At 73.9% G+C, this 16,291-nt stretch carries 16 protein-coding genes; 8 read left to right on the top strand and 8 right to left on the bottom strand.

Going from position 1 to position 16,291, the window contains the following annotated elements:
- The first annotated feature begins 105 nt into the window (after positions 1–105).
- Positions 106–1,506, top strand: coding sequence for an amidase (locus JOF36_RS05460; RefSeq protein WP_210025322.1), 1,401 nt, complete (start codon positions 106–108; stop codon positions 1,504–1,506).
- Positions 1,507–1,512: 6 nt separating this feature from the next.
- On the opposite strand, the gene hppD is transcribed toward JOF36_RS05460, so the two are convergent.
- From hppD to JOF36_RS05435, 5 genes are all read right to left on the bottom strand, one after another.
- On the bottom strand, positions 1,513–2,709 hold the full coding sequence (hppD, locus tag JOF36_RS05455; protein ID WP_210025321.1) for a 4-hydroxyphenylpyruvate dioxygenase: 1,197 nt from the start codon (positions 2,707–2,709) through the stop codon (positions 1,513–1,515).
- On the bottom strand, positions 2,706–3,758 hold the full coding sequence (locus JOF36_RS05450) for a Glu/Leu/Phe/Val family dehydrogenase (protein ID WP_210025320.1): 1,053 nt from the start codon (positions 3,756–3,758) through the stop codon (positions 2,706–2,708). Before JOF36_RS05450 ends, hppD begins: the two co-directional genes overlap by 4 nt.
- A 126-nt stretch (positions 3,759–3,884) precedes the next feature.
- Positions 3,885–5,489 (bottom strand): FAD-dependent monooxygenase, encoded by a 1,605-nt coding sequence (locus tag JOF36_RS05445; protein ID WP_210025319.1) that lies wholly within the window; start codon positions 5,487–5,489, stop codon positions 3,885–3,887.
- Positions 5,490–5,491: 2 nt separating this feature from the next.
- Positions 5,492–6,454 (bottom strand): MBL fold metallo-hydrolase, encoded by a 963-nt coding sequence (locus JOF36_RS05440; RefSeq protein WP_210025318.1) that lies wholly within the window; start codon positions 6,452–6,454, stop codon positions 5,492–5,494.
- Between the two features lie 85 nt (positions 6,455–6,539).
- The gene (locus JOF36_RS05435; protein WP_307862223.1) at positions 6,540–7,076 is read right to left on the bottom strand and encodes a MarR family winged helix-turn-helix transcriptional regulator; all 537 of its coding nucleotides are present in this window, start codon (positions 7,074–7,076) and stop codon (positions 6,540–6,542) included.
- 25 nt (positions 7,077–7,101) lie between these two features.
- Between JOF36_RS05435 and JOF36_RS40720 the strand changes: the two genes are divergently transcribed.
- The 4 genes from JOF36_RS40720 (at position 7,102) to JOF36_RS05415 (ending at position 10,183) form a co-directional block, all read left to right on the top strand.
- Entirely contained in the window at positions 7,102–7,749 is a 648-nt protein-coding gene (locus JOF36_RS40720) for a carboxymuconolactone decarboxylase family protein (RefSeq protein ID WP_210025317.1), read from the top strand.
- A 115-nt stretch (positions 7,750–7,864) separates the two neighbouring features.
- A complete protein-coding gene (locus JOF36_RS05425; RefSeq protein WP_210025316.1) occupies positions 7,865–8,287 on the top strand; it encodes a CBS domain-containing protein in 423 nt (140 codons plus the stop codon).
- Positions 8,288–8,363: 76 nt separating this feature from the next.
- The gene (locus JOF36_RS05420; RefSeq protein ID WP_210025315.1) at positions 8,364–9,182 is read left to right on the top strand and encodes a mycofactocin-coupled SDR family oxidoreductase; all 819 of its coding nucleotides are present in this window, start codon (positions 8,364–8,366) and stop codon (positions 9,180–9,182) included.
- Positions 9,183–9,385: 203 nt separating this feature from the next.
- Positions 9,386–10,183, top strand: a complete 798-nt coding sequence (locus JOF36_RS05415) for an aldo/keto reductase (protein ID WP_210035161.1) — start codon at positions 9,386–9,388, stop codon at positions 10,181–10,183.
- Positions 10,184–10,212: 29 nt separating this feature from the next.
- Here JOF36_RS05415 and JOF36_RS05410 read toward each other — a convergent pair whose 3' ends face one another.
- Positions 10,213–11,220 carry a phosphotransferase family protein gene (locus JOF36_RS05410; RefSeq protein ID WP_210025314.1) on the bottom strand — a complete coding sequence of 336 codons (1,008 nt, stop codon included), beginning with the start codon at positions 11,218–11,220 and terminating at the stop codon, positions 10,213–10,215.
- On the bottom strand, positions 11,217–12,398 hold the full coding sequence (locus JOF36_RS05405; protein WP_210025313.1) for an acyl-CoA dehydrogenase family protein: 1,182 nt from the start codon (positions 12,396–12,398) through the stop codon (positions 11,217–11,219). The genes JOF36_RS05410 and JOF36_RS05405 overlap by 4 nt, the downstream gene beginning before the upstream one ends.
- A gap of 102 nt (positions 12,399–12,500) precedes the next feature.
- Here JOF36_RS05405 and JOF36_RS05400 point away from each other — a divergent pair, with 102 nt between their 5' ends.
- Positions 12,501–13,064: a TetR/AcrR family transcriptional regulator gene (locus tag JOF36_RS05400; protein ID WP_210025312.1), complete on the top strand. Its 564-nt coding sequence runs from the start codon at positions 12,501–12,503 to the stop codon at positions 13,062–13,064.
- Here JOF36_RS05400 and JOF36_RS05395 read toward each other — a convergent pair.
- On the bottom strand, positions 13,015–14,286 hold the full coding sequence (locus tag JOF36_RS05395; RefSeq protein WP_210025311.1) for a M20 family metallo-hydrolase: 1,272 nt from the start codon (positions 14,284–14,286) through the stop codon (positions 13,015–13,017). The genes JOF36_RS05400 and JOF36_RS05395 overlap by 50 nt on opposite strands.
- A gap of 150 nt (positions 14,287–14,436) precedes the next feature.
- Between JOF36_RS05395 and JOF36_RS05390 the strand changes: the two genes are divergently transcribed.
- Positions 14,437–15,585 carry a hypothetical protein gene (locus JOF36_RS05390; RefSeq protein ID WP_210025310.1) on the top strand — a complete coding sequence of 383 codons (1,149 nt, stop codon included), beginning with the start codon at positions 14,437–14,439 and terminating at the stop codon, positions 15,583–15,585.
- A gap of 28 nt (positions 15,586–15,613) precedes the next feature.
- On the top strand, positions 15,614–16,273 hold the full coding sequence (locus JOF36_RS05385) for an HAD family hydrolase (protein WP_210025309.1): 660 nt from the start codon (positions 15,614–15,616) through the stop codon (positions 16,271–16,273).
- Positions 16,274–16,291 lie beyond the last annotated feature (18 nt).

Here is a 16,291-nt window from a genome sequence, read left to right as displayed (position 1 = left end):
CCGCCGCCGATGCGCAGAAGTAGGCGACCGAGCAGGTTCACCGGCTGCCACCCGTGCGCCGGGGCCGGACCGGCCGAGCGGTCACCGGGCGGCCATGATCGGGGTATGAGCCGACGGGTACACGCGTTCTCGGACGACGCCCTGGGTGACGACGACGACGCCGTCGGGCTGGCCGAACGGCTGCGCCGCGGCGAGGTGTCCGCCGGCGAGGTCCGGGACGCGGTCGCCGCGCGGGCGGCGCGACTGGATCCGCAGCTGCGCGGGCTCGCCCTGGACCGGATCGCCGACCCGGTCGGCGGCGACCCCGCCGGGCCGTTCGCCGGCGTTCCCACCCTGGTCAAGGACAACACCGAGGTCGCAGGCTGGCCGATCACCAACGGCACCACCGCCTACACCCCGGCACCGGCGCGGGCGCACGCCGAGGTGACCCGCCAGCTGCTGGCCACCGGGCTCGACGCGGTCGGGACGACCCGGATGCCCGAGTACGGACTGAACGCCTCCACCGAGTTCGCCGCGGCCGAGCCGACCCGCAACCCGTGGGACCCGCGGTTCTCCGCCGGCGCGTCGTCCGGCGGGGCGGCGGCGCTGGTCGCGGCCGGGATGGTGCCGATCGCGCACGCCAACGACGGCGGCGGGTCGATCCGCATCCCGGCGGCGGCCTGCGGGCTGGTCGGACTGAAGCCCTCCCGGGGCAGGCTCGCCCAGAACGCCAACGGCGCCCGGATGCCGATCGACCTGGTCACCGACGGCGTCGTCTCCCGCTCGGTGCGCGACACCGCGACGTTCCTGGCCGCCGCCGACCGGCACCGCCGCAACCCCGCGCTGCCGCCGGTCGGGCTGGTCGAGGGGCCCGCCCGGCGACGGCTGCGGATCGGCCTGGTCCTCGACTCCCCGACCGGCGCGACCGTCGACGCCGACACCCGCACGTGCGTCATCGACGTCGCGGAGCTGCTGGGCAAGCAGGGCCACGAGATCACCGAGGCGACCACCGGCGTGGACACCCGCTTCGTCGACGACTTCCTCGACTACTGGGGCCTGCTCGCGTTCTCCGTCGTCACCGGTGGGCGGTGGCTGCACGGCCGCACGTTCGACCCGGGCCGGCTCGACGCGCTCACCCACGGCCTCGCCGACCACTACCGCACGGCGATGGCCCGCACCCCGGTCTTCCTGCACCGGTTGCGCCGGCTCGCGCACACCTACGCCGAGCTGTTCACCCGGCACGACGTGCTGCTCTCACCGGTGCTGGCACACACTCCGCCGGAGCTCGGGTGGCTGAGCCCGCTCGTGCCGTTCGACGAGCTGAAGACCCGGCTGGTCGACTACGTCGCCTTCACCCCGATGTGCAACGTCGCAGGCACCCCCGCGATCGCCCTTCCCGCCGGAGCCGCCGGCAACGGGCTGCCGGTCGGGGTGCACCTGTCCACGACCCTCGGGGACGAGCGGACGCTGCTGGAGCTGGCGTTCGCACTGGAGGCCGACCGGCCGTGGCGGCGAATCACCGACTGATCAGAGCTAGACGTTGCCGCGCTTCTCCTGCTCACGCTCGATCGCCTCGAACAGGGCCTTGAAGTTGCCCTTGCCGAACCCGAGCGACCCGTGCCGCTCGATGAACTCGAAGAACACCGTCGGACGGTCCCCCACCGGCTTGGTGAAGATCTGCAGCAGGTAGCCGTCCTCGTCGCGGTCGACCAGGATCCCGCGCGACTGCAGCTCCGAGATCGGCACCCGGACCTCCCCGATCCGCGCACGCAGCTCGGGGTCCTCGTAGTAGGCGGCCGGGGTGTCGAGGAACTCCACACCGCGGGCACGCAGCACGTCGACCGTCCTCAGGATGTCGTTGGTCGCCAGCGCGAGGTGCTGGGCGCCGGGGCCCCGGTAGAACTCCAGGTACTCGTCGATCTGCGACTTGCGCCGGCCCTGGCTGGGCTCGTTGAGCGGGAACTTCACCCGGTGGTTCCCCGAGGCCACGACCTTGCTCATCAGCGCCGAGTACTCGGTGGCGATGTCGTCGCCGACGAACTCGGCCATGTTCGTGAAACCCATGATCCGGTGGTAGAAGTCGACCCACTCGTCCATCCGGCCGAGCTCGACGTTGCCGACGACGTGGTCGAGGGCCTGGAACAGCCGCTTCGGCGCACCGTCGGGCCGCACCGGTGTCGAGCTGCGGACGACGTAACCGGGCCGGTAGGGGCCGGTGTAGCGGGACCGGTCGACCAGGGTGTGCCGGGTCTCGCCGTAGGTCGCGATCGCCGCGGTCCGCACGGTGCCGTGCTCGTCGGACTCGTCGGACGGCTCCACCAGGACGGTCGCACCCTGGGCACGGGCGTGGGCGACGCAGCGGTCGACGTCGGGCACCTCGAGGGCGATGTCGACGATCCCGTCGCCGTGCGCACGGTGGTGGTCGGCGATCGGGCTGGCCGGGTCGACCGCACCGCGCAGCTCGAACCGGACCGCGCCGGAACGCAGCACGTAGGCGTGGTGGTCACGGTTGCCGGTCACCGGACCGGAGTAGGCGACCAGCTCCATCCCGTAGACCGCCTGGAACAGCTGCGCGGCCTGGGTGGCGTTGCCGACCGCCCACACCACGGCGTCCCAGCCGGTCACCGGGAACGGGTCGGCGGCGTCGTCGTGCTCGACCAGGCCGACCAGGCGGTGGAGCTGGTCGGAGTCGAGCTCGGCCAGCTTCTCGGCGTCGGTGAGGATGTTCATCGCAGTGGACCTCCGGAAAGGGTGCGGGCGGCGACCCGCTCGGCCGCCTCGACGGTGCTGATGCCGTGTGTGCGGGCGTCGGCGAAGACCTCGGTGAGGGTGTCGCCGACGGCCCGGGTGCGGTCGGCGACGTGCTCGGCGCTCCAGCCGATGACCTCGCGGCCGACCAGGTGGATCGCGCCGCCGGCGTTCGCGACGAAGTCGGGGGCGTAGACGATCCCGCGGCGGCGCAGCACCTCGGCGGCGGCGTCGTCGGTGAGCAGGTTGTTGGCCGCTCCGGCGATCACCGTGCAGGGCACGGTGCCGGCCGCGGCCGGGGTGAGCAGCCCGCCGGTCGCGCACGGGACGAGCACGTCGCACTCGCGGGTGAGCACCTCGCCGGTGCCGATCACCTCGGCGCCGTGGGCGTCCGCGACGACGGACCGGCGGACCGGGTCGACGTCGGCGACGATCAGTTTCGCGCCGGCCCCGGCGGCGAGCCGGGCGACGTCCGCGCCGACCGCCCCCAGTCCCTGGACCAGCACGCGCAGGCCCTCCACGCCGTCGAGCCCGGCCTCGGCGACGCCCGCCTCGATCGCGGCGAACACACCGAGCGCGGTCATCGGGGCGCTGGAGCCCGGTCCGCCGGCCGCGGTGGTGCGGCCGAAGACGTGCGGGGTCAGCGTCCGCAGGGCGTCCATGTCGGCGGAGTTCGTGCCGATGTCGGGGCCGGTCGTGTAGTTCCCGCCGAGCAGGTTCAGGTTCGCCGCGTGGATCTCCAAGATCTGGCGCCAGGTGGCGTCGTCGATCTCGGCACGCGGGGCGGGCAGCGCGATGACCGACTTGCCGCCGCCCATCGGGAGGCCGGCCGCGGCCATCTTCAGCGTCATCGCGCCGGCGAGGCGGCGGGCGTCGGCGACGGCGTCCTCGACGCCCGGGTAGACCATCGCCCGGGTGCCGCCGGACGCCGGCCCGAGCCGCGTCGAGTGCACACCGATCACGAACCACGCCCCGGTCTCCGGATCGTGTCGCACCGAGGTCAGTTCGCCGTCCCACTCCGGCAGGCCCATGCCGCATCCCCTCGCTCGTCGCTGATGTGCAACGAGGACACTCCTGGAAGCTCTGCCTGCGCAACTGGTCCACCCGGAGCTGGCCGATCGACCCAGATCGGAGCGGATCCCACGACCGGGAGCTGGTCAGGTTGTCCAGGAGGTCTGGGTCACCTCGACCGGGAGCATTGCTGCGGTGGCGCGGGCCAGTGCGGCCGCGAGATCGGCCCTCGACGGCCGGTGCAGGACGGCGGCGACGTGCGCGTCGGGGCGCACGACCCACACCTCGCCGGGCCGGGCCCCGAGCACTTCCACCAGCACCGACGCGTGGCCCGTCATCGGCAGCACCCGGACCGGCCCGGGTGCCGCCGACGCGGCTGCGGCGACCGCACCCGTGTCCGGGCCGGACGTGGTGAGCAGCAGGAACCCGTCCCGGGCCAGCGCGCGCAGCCGGGTCGCCGTGCCGTCGTCGAGCCGCACCGGCGTGTCCGGGACCAGGATCCCCGGCGCGGCGGGCGGCACCTGCCCGCGCGACGGGCGCCCGCCGAACGGCCGAGCGGGGTCCGGGGTGGTCAGCGGTGAGTCGGCGTACCAGAACGGCTCGGTCAGCCGTCCCGAGTCGACGAGCGCCCGGGCGCCGGGGTCGGTCGCGGCCCGTTCGAGGACGTCCGCGCGGTGCCGGGCCCGCTCGGCGTCCGGCGGGACCAGGAAGTTCATCGTCGCCGTCGTGACCTCGACGTTCTCGCGCGCGGCCGCGTGCCGCTCGTCGTGGTAGCTCTCCAGCAACGCCTCGGGGGCCCGGCCGTAGCCGACCCAGGCGATCTTCCAGGCGGCGTTCTCGGCGTCGGCAACACCGGAGTTCAGGCCGCGCGCCCCGAACGGGGACACCAGGTGCGCGGCGTCGCCGGCGAGCAGCACCCGGCCGCACCGCATCCGGTCGGCCACCCGCGAGTGGAAGCGGTAGACCGAGGACCACACGACCTCGTACCCCACGTCACCGACGATGCGCCGGATCCGGTCGTCGAGCGCGCCCGACGCGGTCTCGGCGTCGAGGTCGTAGTCGGCGGGGACCTGCCAGTCGATCCGGAACGTCGAGTCCGGGCAGGGGTGGACGAGCACCTGGCGGCCCGGGTTCCACTCCGGGTCGAAGTGGAACCGCCGCTCGGTCGCCCACCCCGGCAGCTCGGCCCGGATGTCGCAGATCAGGAAGCGGTCGTCGAAGCTGTGGCCGTCGAAGGAGACCCCGAGCCGTCCGCGCAGCTCGTCGCTGCGGGCGCCGGCGCAGACCACGGCGTAGGAGCCGCGCAGCTCGTCGCCCGCCCGGACCGTCACCCCGCCGTCGTCCTGGGAGATCGCGGTGACCTCGCAGCCCCACCGCACCTCGATCAGCGGCTGCGCGGCGATGCACTCGTCGAGCAGCTGCTCGGTCCGGCACTGCGAGATGTTGACGAACGGTGGGAACGCCGAGCGGCCCGGGTCGGCGATGGTGTGGGCGAACAGCTCCACCCCGCGGTGGTAGGTCCGCGCGGTCGTCCAGGTGACGCCCTCGTCGGCGATCCGGCGTCCGGCGCCGACCGTCTCCCAGACGTCGAGGACGTCGCGGTGCTGGCAGATCGCCTTCGACCCGACGGCGTCGCGTTCCGGGCGCCGGTCGAGCACCACCGACGGCACGCCCCAGCGGGCCAGCAGCAGCGCTGTCGTCTGACCGACCGGGCCGGCACCGATCACCACGACGGGATCGTGGCGCCACACGGTCAGGCTCCCTGCAGCTGCGCCCAGACCTCCCGGTCGCGCTCGGCCGTCCAGATCACCGGGCGCTCGATCCCGGAGAGCTCGTCCCAGAGCCGGGAGACGTCGAACGGCAGGCAGTGCTCGAAGATCGGCCAGTGGCCGTAGCCGTCGACCAGGGCGGCGTGGGTGGCCTCGAACGCCTCGGCGAGCGTCCCGCCGCGCTGCTGCACGGCCCCCACCTCGGCCAGCATCACCTGCAGGAAGTGCCGGGTCTGGGTGATCGCCGCGTCGACCTCGGCCCGGCCGCGGCTGACCGCGCCGCGCCCGCCGACCAGCTGCTCGGCGCGCAGCTCCCGCACCGAGTCCAGTGTGGCGCCCGCCCACTCGCGGTGGAACGCGTCGCCGGTGTAGAGCGCGGCCTGGGCCTCGACCAGGTCACCGGCGAAGAGGATCCGGTGCCGGGGCAGCCACGCGGTGAGATCGCCCTCGGTGTGCCCGCGGCCGTGGTGGGCCAGGACGAGCTCGCCCCGGTCGCCGCCGAGGTCGATGGTGAGCCGGTCGGCGAACGTCAGGGTCGGCCAGGTCAGGCCCGGCACGGAGTCGGCCGACTCGGCGAGGCGCGGCATCCGGGCGAACTCCGAGGCCCAGTCCTGGTCGCCGCGCTCGGCGATCAGCGCCGCGGTGGACTCGTGCGCGACGATCGTCTGGGCATCGAACGCGCTCGCACCCAGCACCCGGACGGCGTGGTAGTGCGAGAGCACCAGGTAGCGGACCGGCTTGTCGGTGTACTCGCGCAGCCGCTCCAACCACCTCGCCGCCGCGACCGGGGTGGCGAGCGCCTCGAAGCAGACCAGGAAGTCCTCGCCCTCGATCGCGCCGATGTTCGGGTCGCCCTCCGCAGTGAGCGCGTAGACGCCGTCGGCGAGCACCTCCAGGGTCTGTTCCTTCGTCGCGGTGTCGGCGGACGAGGCGAACGGCTTGGCCATGGGAACTCCCGGACGACGCTGTGCGGAGACGATCAAACCTTTTACCGTCCGGAACGGTACGACGCCGCTCCGATGAACGCCAGGGTCAGCGGCGGCGGACCCAGTCCTGCTCCTGGGCGGCCGCGGCCAGCTTGGCCAGCAGCCCGGTGAGCGTGGCGACCTCCTCGGCGCTGAGCAGGCCCGCCCAGTCCGCCTCGCGGCGGTTGTGCGCGCCGAACGTCTCCTCCAGCCGGGCCTCACCCGCCGCGGTCAACCCGAGCACCACGGTGCGCCGGTCCCGCGGGGCGTCGGTGCGTTCCATCAGCCCGGCCGCCTCGAGGGTCTTGGCCAGGCTGGACACCGCGGCCCGGCTCATCCCGGCCAGCTCCGCGCACCGGCCCGCCTCCTGCGGCCCGCAGATCCACAGCGTGAAGAGCAGCCGGAACGCCGACCAGCTCCAGCCGGCCGGGCGGTGCACGGTGGACTCCAGGTCGTAGACGACCGCGGACGAGACCCGGTGCAGCAGCAGCACCATCGCCATCGCCGACCGGTCGGTGCCCGGCAGCCGCTTCCCGACCCGGTCGATCGCGACCTCGGCGAACGACAGGAACCCCTCCGGCACGGGATCGGGGCTCGTGGGCACGACGCCGATCGTAGGCTCCGCCGGTGTGACGACCGACGACGCGACCGCCGACGACCGGCAGAACGCCGACGACCTGCGGACCGGTGACGCCCTGCGTGGCCGGCCGCAGCCGTCCGGACCCCCGCGGACCGCCCCGCTCGATCCCGCAGGTCTCGACGACGAGCGCGCCGCCCTGCACGCCCGTATCGCCACCGGTCCGCGGAAGACCCAGGCCCGGGTCCCGCTGGTCGACGAGGGCGACCGGCTCCTCGGCCCGTTCGGCGTGATGCTGTTCTCGCCGCGGATCGGCGACGCCGTCCAGCAGGTCGGGGCGGCCCTGCGGTTCGACGACGACCTCCCGCCCCGGCTGCGGGAGATCGCCGTCCTCGCGGTCGCGGTGCACCACGGCAGCGCCTTCGAGTGGGCCGCGCACGAGGGTCTGGGCCGGGAGACCGGGCTGTCCGCCGGCCACCTGCAGGCATTGCTCGACGGACGCGTGCCGGACGGGCTCGACGAGATCGAGCAGACCGGCCTGCAGGTCGTGCGGGCCCTGCTGAACAGCCACGATCTCGACGACGAGCACTACGCGACGGCGCTGGACACGCTCGGCCGGGACACCCTCGCCGCGCTGGTCTGGCTCACCGGCTACTACGCGATGCTCGCGAACGCGCTCGCGGTGTTCCGGCCGGCCTGAACACCGCGCTCGCCCGCCGTCCGGGCAAAGGAGGCCGACGTCGCGTTGCCCGCCGGTGGTCCCTGTCGGATGCTGGAGGAGCGTGGCAGTCTGCCCCTGGGCAGGAAGGAGTTCGATGACCTCCGTCGTGGGCACCTCCGTCGCGGACGCGATGCACACCTTCCCGAAGACCTGCGGTCCGGCGACGACCGTCGGCGACGCCCTGGAGTTCTTCGGCAACCCCAAGGTGCACGCCCTGCTGGTGGTCGACGGCGGCGGCGTGCTCCTCGCGGTGGTCGAGCGGGCCGATCTGGACGACCGGGCCGACCGGGCGCCCGCCGCCCCCGCCGGACGGCTCGGTGACCGGGTCGTCGCCCCGGCCGCCGACCTGCACGCGACCTGGGACGCGATGGCCCTCGCCGGCCGGCGGCGGGTCGCCGTCGCCGACGACGCCGGCCGTCTCGTCGGGCTGCTCTGCCTCAAGCGCACCGGGCGCGGGTTCTGCTCCGACTCCGGTATCCAGGCCCGGATCGACGAACGGACCGCGGACGAGCGGTGACGGCCGCGCCGCGACGACGGCGCGGGGACGACGGCGCGGGCGATGAGTCCCGTCGCCGCGCGCGGTCAGCCCTGTCATGGCGGCACTCGCAGGGAAGACGGCGTTGATCACCGGAGGCGCGCGGGGGCAGGGGCGGGCGCACGCCGTGACGCTGGCCCGCGAGGGAGCGGACATCGTCCTGTGTGACATCGCCGCGCCGGTCGAGGGAGTGGACTACCCGGCTGCCACACCGGCCGACCTCGAGCACACGATCCGGGAGGTCGAGGCGCTCGATCGGCGCTGCCTGTCGTTCACGACCGACGTCCGGCAGGTCGCGGCGATGCAGGACACGGTGGACCGGGCGATCGAGGAGTACGGCCGGATCGACATCGTGGTCGCCAACGCCGGGATCGCGAGCAGCGGGCCGGTCGCGACGATGTCCGAGCAGCGCTGGCAGACCATGATCGACATCAATCTCACCGGGGTGTTCGCCACCTTCCGCGCCGTGCTCCCCCACATGATCGACCGAGGCGCGGGACGGCTGGTGGCGACGTCGTCGAGCGTCGCCGAGACCGGAGCCGCCCACTCCGCCCACTACGCGGCGGCCAAGGCAGGCGTCGTCGCGCTCGTGAGGTCGGTCGCGCACGAGGTCGCCGAACACGGCATCACCGTCAACGCCGTGCTGCCCTCCGGCGTTAACACGACCATGATCCACAATCCGGGGACGTACCGGATGATCCGGCCGGACCTGGAGAACCCCGGCCGCGACGACGTCGAGGAGGTGTTCGCGCAGGGGCGGCCGCGCCCCGGGCTGCTGGAACCCGAGGACGTCGCCGACGCCGTGCTCTACCTGGTCTCCGACCAGGGGCGTTGCCGGTCCGGCGAGTGCCTCACGCTGTCGAACGGTCTGTTCTGACAGCGCGCTCCTCCACGCCGCGCCGGCCCGACGACCGCGGTGCCAGCGGCGTGAAGGCACCCACGCCGCGGAATTCCCGGGCCCGCCGCCGTCGCTGACCCCTGGCAGAGAGCGCGACGCCGCCGTCGCCGGACCGCACGGACGACGACGGAAGGACCCGGCCGGTGCACCTCGACCCGATCACCCTGAACAACGGCGTCACCATGCCCCGCCTCGGCTTCGGGGTCTCCGGCTCGCGGGACACCCGCGCCGCCGTCAGCGAGGCCCTCGCCCAGGGGTACCGCAGCATCGACACCGCGGCCGTCTACGACAACGAGACCGCCGTCGGCGCCGCGCTCGCCGGCTCGGGCCTGCCGCGTGCGGACCTGTTCGTCACGACCAAGATCTGGAACGTCGGCCGGGGCCGCGGCGGCGCGCTCCGGTCCGCACGGGAGAGCCTGGACCGGCTCGGTCTCGACCACGTCGACCTGCTGCTCGTGCACTGGCCGAACGACGACCTCGAGCCCTGCCTGCGGACCTGGGAGGCGATGGAGCAGCTGCTCGCCGACGGCCTGACCCGCGCGGTCGGGGTGTCGAACTTCCGGCCGTCGCACCTGCGACGGCTGCGCGGGCTCGGCGGCACGGCCCCGGCCGTCAACCAGGTCGAGCTGCACCCGCACCACCAGCAGCGCGAGCTTCAGCAGGTGCACGCCGCGCTCGGCATCGTCACCGGGGCGTGGAGCCCGCTCGGCCGCGGCGCCGTCCTCGACGAGCCGGTGCTGCGTGGGATCGCGGAGCGGCACGGTGTCACCCCGGCACAGGTCGTGCTGCGCTGGCACCTGGCGCAGGGCACGGTCGCGGTGCCGAAGTCGGACAGCCCCGAGCGGATCGCCGCGAACCGCGACCTGGCCGGCTTCGCCCTGACCGGCGACGAGCTGCGCGCGATCGCCGCGCTGGACGTCCCCGACGGAGCGGGCCGGATCGGCCCGGTCCCGGACCGCGTGGACCGCATCGCGGCCTGAGGACCGCTCCGGGCAGGGTCAGGGCACGGTCAGCGCGCGGCGTGCAACCCCGCCGCGGCCAGCGGGGCCGTCGCCTCGCCGACGGTCGCGAAACCGTCGCCGCGGGTGTCGCCGCGCACGTGCCGCTCGTGGATGCCCTCGGCGATCACCGCGATCTTGAAGTAGGCCAGCCCGCGGTGGAAGGCCCAGTCGCGGGTCTCGCGCCCGGACGTCGCGACGTAACGCTCGACGAGCTCGTCGGCGCCGGGCAGCCGGGCACTCGTGGACGCCGCCGACCCGGCCAGGACGGGCGCGAAGGCCGGGTCGCCGTAGGCGGTGTGCAGTGCGAGATCGGCGAGCGGGTCACCGAGGGTGGCCATCTCCCAGTCGACGAGCGCCCGGATCCGGGTCGGGTCGGCCGGATCGAGGATGGCGTTGTCGATCCGGAAGTCGCCGTGCACGACCGACGCGTCGCTCTCGACCGGACAGCTCGCGTCGAGCCGGGCGTGCAGCGTCTCGATGTCGGCGAGCTCGCGCGTGCGTACCCGCTGCCACTGCGAGTACCAGCGGTCGACCTGGCGGCGCAGGTAACCGGCAGGCTTGCCGAGCCCGGCGACGGCGCCGGTGGTGACGTCGACGGCGTGCAGCGCGGCCAGGGTGTCGACCAGCGCGAACGCGGTCGCCCGGATCTGCTCGCCGGAGTACGCCGCGAGGTCGTCCTCGCTGCGCAGCACCACACCGTCGACGAAGCCGGTGAGCGCGAACGGCACCCCGATCACCGAGGGGTCGGCCAGTGCGACGGCCGGCGCGACCGGGACACCGGAGCCGGCCAGGGCGCTGACGAACCGGAACTCGCGCCCCATGTCGTGCGCGCTCGGGGTCAACGTGCCGAGCGGCGGGCGGCGAAGGACCCAGACCGACTCGCCGTCGGTGACCCGGTAGGTCAGGTTGGAGCGCCCACCGGCGAGCAGCTCGGCGGAGACGCCACCGCGGTAGCCCTCGACGTGCTCGCGCAGGAACGTGTCGAGCGCGCCGAGATCGAGGCCGTCCGGGCTCATCGGGTAGCCCGCCCCACAACGCGGCGGGCGATCGACCAGCGGTGCGTCTCCGACGGCCCGTCGTAGATCCGGAACGGGCGCACCTCGCGCAGGAACCGGCCCAGCAGCACGTCCCCGGAGACCCCGAGCGAGCCGCACAGCTGCAGCGACCGGTCCACCACCCGCCAGACGGCCTCGGCGGTGAAGGTCTTCGCGATCGACACCTCCATCCCGGCGGAGCGGCCCTGGTCGAGTTCCCAGCACGCCCGCAGGATCAGCCCGCGCGAGGCGTGGATGTCGATCTCGTTGTCGGCGACCATCGCCTGCGCCATGCCGAGATCGGCCAGCCGCGACCCGAACACCTGGCGCTGCGCGGCCCGGGCGACGGCGATGTCCTGCGCGCGGCGGGCGATGCCCAGCCAGCGCATGCAGTGCGTCATCCGGGCCGGGCCGAGTCGGACCTGGGCGTAGCGGTAGCCCTGGTCGACCTCGCCGAGCACCGCGTCGTCGCCGACCCGGCAGTCGGCGAACTCGACCTCGAGGTGGCCGCCGTAGAGCGACTCGTCCAGCGTCGGGATGTGCCGGCCGACCGTCATGCCCGGGTTGGTGGCGTCGACCAGGAACATGGTGGCGCCGCCGCGGTCACCGGGCTCGCCCGCGGTGCGGGCCATGACGATGGAGAACGCCGCGCCGTCGGCACCGGTGATGAACCACTTGCGGCCGTCGATCCGCCAGCCGCCGTCCACCCGGGTCGCCGTGGTGGTCAGCGCGTCCGGGTCCGAGCCGGCACCCGGTGCGGGCTCGGTCATCGCGAAGCAGGACCGGATGTCACCGGCCGCGAGCGGCGCCAGGTAGCGGATCTTCTGGTCCTCGCTCGCGATCTGCTCGAGCATGTGGATGTTGCCCTCGTCCGGGGCGGCGATGTTCAGCGCCAGCGGCCCGAGCAGCGAGTACCCGGCCTCCTCGAACACCGGGGCCCGGCCGCACATGTCGAGGCCGTGCCCGCCGAACTCGGGCGCCGCGTGCGGGGCGAACACCCCGGCCGCGCGGGCACCCTCCTGCAGCTCGCGGCGCACGTCCTCGGACGGCACCACCCCGTCGTTCGCCTCCTCGACCGGGATGACCGTCTCGCGGACGAACCGGGCCGTGCGTTCCACGAGCTCGGCCACCTCGGGGGCGGGTGTCAGGTCGACGGCCATGTCTCCTCCTCGCAGTTGGCTAATACTCATTAGCCACCATCGACGCAGCTCTGTGCAAGTGCGAGCCGCCGGGATCACATCGCCGGCTATAGACTGCTCGCCGTGCGGGAGGCGGAGATCCGGGCGGCCGCGCTGGAGCAGTTCGCCCGGCGCGGCTACGAGGCGACGACGATGGCCGACATCGGCGCGGCCGTCGGCATGCGCGGGCCCAGCCTCTACAAGCACGTCAGCTCCAAGCAGGACCTGCTGGCGTCGGTGATCGAACGGACGATGCGGGCGCTGCTGCGCGAGCACGACGCCGCGGTGTCCGGTGTGGACGATCCGACCGAGCGGCTGCGCCGGGCCGTCGACGCGCACGTCCGGTTCCACGCCCGGCACCGCCGCGAGGCGTTCGTCGGGACCCGGGAGCTGCGCAGCCTCGTCGAGCCGCGGCGCTCGGAGGTCCTGAGCCTGCGGGCCGGCTACGAGCAGCGGTTTCGCACGCTGGTCACCGAGGGCGTCGAGACCGGCGCGTTCCGGGTGGCGGACCCGCAGCTGGCGTCGTTCGCGATCCTCGACCTGGGCATGGGCGTCGCGGTGTGGTTCCGGGAGGACTCCGGGCCGGACGAGAACCAGGTCACCCGTCAGCAGGTCGAGTTCGCGCTGCGCCTGGTGGGGGCCCGGTGATCTCCCCGGCCGCGAGCCGCCGGACGACGGCGGCCAGCAGGTCGACGCCGGCCAGGGCGTCGTCGTCGTGGGTCAGCTCGCCCTCGTTGTGACTGATCCCGGCCACGCTGGGGACGAACAGCATCACGGTCGGGACGTGCCCGTTGAGGTTGACCGAGTCGTGGCCGGCGACCGTGGAGATCTCCCGGTGGGTCAGTCCCAGCTCCTCGGCGGACCGCCGGGCCAGCTCGACGCCCGCGGCCGGGAACGGACGGACGCCCCAGCGCTGCGACCCGGCGACCTCGACGGAGACCCGGGCGGCCCGTTCGATCACCGGGATCCGCTCGTGCAGCGCCGCGTCGGCGCGGGCGAGCAGGTCCTCGTCCGGGCTGCGCAGGTCGAGGTTCAGCGTGACCTCGCGGGCGACGGTCACCGGGCTGTTCGGCTCGACGGCCATCCGGGACGCCGACGTGTGCAGCGGCACGTCCGGTGTGGACAGCTCGTCGGAGAGCCCCCGGGCCGCGACGACGAGGTGCGCGGCGCCGAGCAACGCGTCCTGCCGGTCGGCCATCGGGGTCGATCCGGTGTGCGACTGGTCCCCGAGTACCCGCAGGTCGTACTTGCGGGCCGCCCAGGTGTCGGCGACCAGCCCGATCGTCGCGGGAGTCTCCTCCAGGAGCCTGCCCTGCTCGATGTGTATCTCGGCGTAGCCGGCGAGGTCGGCGAGCACCGGGGCGCCGGTGCCGGTGTGCCCCATCGCCGCCAGCCGGTCGCCGACCCGCACGCCCGCCGGGTCACGGGTGTCGAGGGCCGCGTCGAGGTCGAGCAGGCCGGTGAACACCGCGCTGCCGAACATGCTCGGTGTGAAGCGGGACCCCTCCTCGTTGAACCAGTTGACGACGGCGAGGTTGTGCACGAGCCCACCCGCGCCGGCGAGGCGGTGCACGGCGTGCGCGGCGGCGAGTACACCGTAGGCACCGTCGTACCGGCCGCCGTACGGCTGACTGTCGAGATGCGACCCGACCAGCACGTACGGCGCGCCCGGGGCGGTCTCCAGCAGCCCGAACTGGTTCCCGATCCCGTCGTAGCGGACGGTGAACCCGCGGTCGGTCAGCCACCGCTCGAACCAGGCGCGCTGTGCCTCGTCCGCGTCCGACGCGGCCTCGCGGTGCACACCGCCCCGCTCGGTCGCACCGAAGGTGGACAGGGTCGCGAAGTCGTCCAGGAAGTCGCCGGTGCCCATCTGCCCATGGCAACACGTCCCGGCGCAGCCGGTCATCGGCATGACGCCACGGCCCGCGGGACCGGTACTGGGCATCTGCACAGAGGGCCTGCGCACCGGATGCGTGCCCCGGGATGCGGTCCCCGGCCCGCGACCCTAGCGTCGCGCGCCGTGACCGATTCGTCCCGCGCCACCGTCCTCGGCCTGGTCGCCGATCCCGGACTCTCCCGTGAGCTGGCTCTGCGGCTCGTACGGGACCTGCCGGAGGCGCTGGAACGCAACGGTGACGGGCGCTGGGAGGTGCAGCTCTCCGACGAGCACATCGCGCTCGACCAGCAGGGTGCGCTGCCGATGCTCGAGATCGGCCGCCGGGCCCGCGAGCGGGACGGCACCGACGCCGTCGTCCTGATCACCGACCTGCCCCGGCGGGCGGGCTCCCTCCCGATCGTGGCCGACGGCGGGTCGGCCGCCCGGGTGGGCCTGGTGTCGCTGCCCGCCCTCGGGGGGATAGACCAGTACCGGCGGTGCCGGGACACGATCGTCCGCCTGGTCACCCGGCACCTGTTCCCCGCCGAGGACCGCTCGTCGGTGGGCGAGAGCGCGGACGCCGGGCGGGCGGGTTCGCTGACCCGCCTCGAACCGGCGAACGGGACCGACGACGACTCCGACGACGACTCCGGCACCGCCGGGGTCGAGGACGAGGTCGACGTCCGGCTCGCGCTCACCGGCGTGCGCGGGCGGCTGCGGCTGCTGGGCGGGATCGTGCGGGCGAACCGGCCGTGGCGGCTGGTGCCGAGCCTGTCGCCCGCACTCGCCGCGGCCGCGGCCGGCGCCGCGTTCGGCATCTTCTACTCCAACATCTGGCAGCTCGCGACCGCGCTGGGCACCGGGAGGCAGGTGACGGTCATGCTGCTCGCCCTGGTCGCCATGACCGCCTGGCTGATCGGGAACAACGGCCTGTGGGAGTCGCGCCGCAGCCGCTCGCTGCGCGAGGAGATGGTGCTGTCGAACCTGTCGACGGTGCTCACCGTCGCGTGCGGTGTCCTGATCATGTTCGCGTTGCTGTTCGCGCTCACGCTGGTCGCCGCCGCACTGGTGATCCCGCCCCACTACCTCGGCTCCCAGCTGATGCGCGAGGCCGGGTTCGACGACTACGTGATGATCGCCTGGCTGTCGACGTCGATGGGCACGGTCGCCGGGGCGCTCGGCTCCGGGTTCGCCGACGAGAGCGCGGTCCGCCAGGCCGCCTACAGCCGCCGCGAGCGGGAACGCCGCGCCCGGCTGGACCGCGAGGACGAACGCAGCGCCGACCAGGATTGATCCGGCCCGTTGCGGGTACCCCGTCCCGGTGACCACACCGGACACCGCGGTGATCGACGTCGACGGAACGCTCGTCGACACCAACTACCACCACGCCGTCGCCTGGTCCCGCGCGTTGCACCGGTTCGACCGCACGATCCCGATCCACCGGCTGCACCGTGCCGTGGGCATGGGCGGGGACCAGCTGGTCCCGGCCGTCGCCGGGGACGCGTTCGAGGCCGACCACGGCGACGCGGCCCGCGCGGCGTGGAAGGAGGAGTTCGACGCGCTGCTGCCCGAGATCCGGCCGCTGCCCGGGGTGCGGGAGTTCCTCACCGACCTCACCGAGGGTTTCGGCCTGAAGGTCGTGCTGGCCAGCTCGGGTGCGCCCGAACACGTCGACGCCTACCTGGACCTGTTCGGCGGCCGTGAGCTGGCCGAACACTGCCTGACCCGCGACGACGTCAAGCGGACCAAGCCCGATCCCGAGCTGATCCGGGTCGCGCTGCGCCGGGCCGCGGGATCGGCGGCGTTCGTGGTCGGCGACTCGGTGTGGGACGTCCGCGCCGCCGCCGCGGCCGGGCACCCGGCCTACGCCGTGCGCACCGGTGGGTACGGCGACGACGAGCTGCGCGAGGCCGGCGCCCTGGAGTTGTTCGACTCCCCCGCCGACCTGCGCCCGGCGATCCCGCGGATCCTGCGCGGCTGAACGGCGCGTCGTCGAGTG

Origin of the sequence: Pseudonocardia parietis, from assembly GCF_017876315.1 — a bacterium.
In the GTDB taxonomy this organism is placed as follows: Bacteria; Actinomycetota; Actinomycetes; order Mycobacteriales; family Pseudonocardiaceae; genus Pseudonocardia; species Pseudonocardia parietis.
The sequence above is the reverse complement of the archived record's forward strand: the minus strand, read 5'-3'. Positions and strand labels throughout refer to the sequence as shown.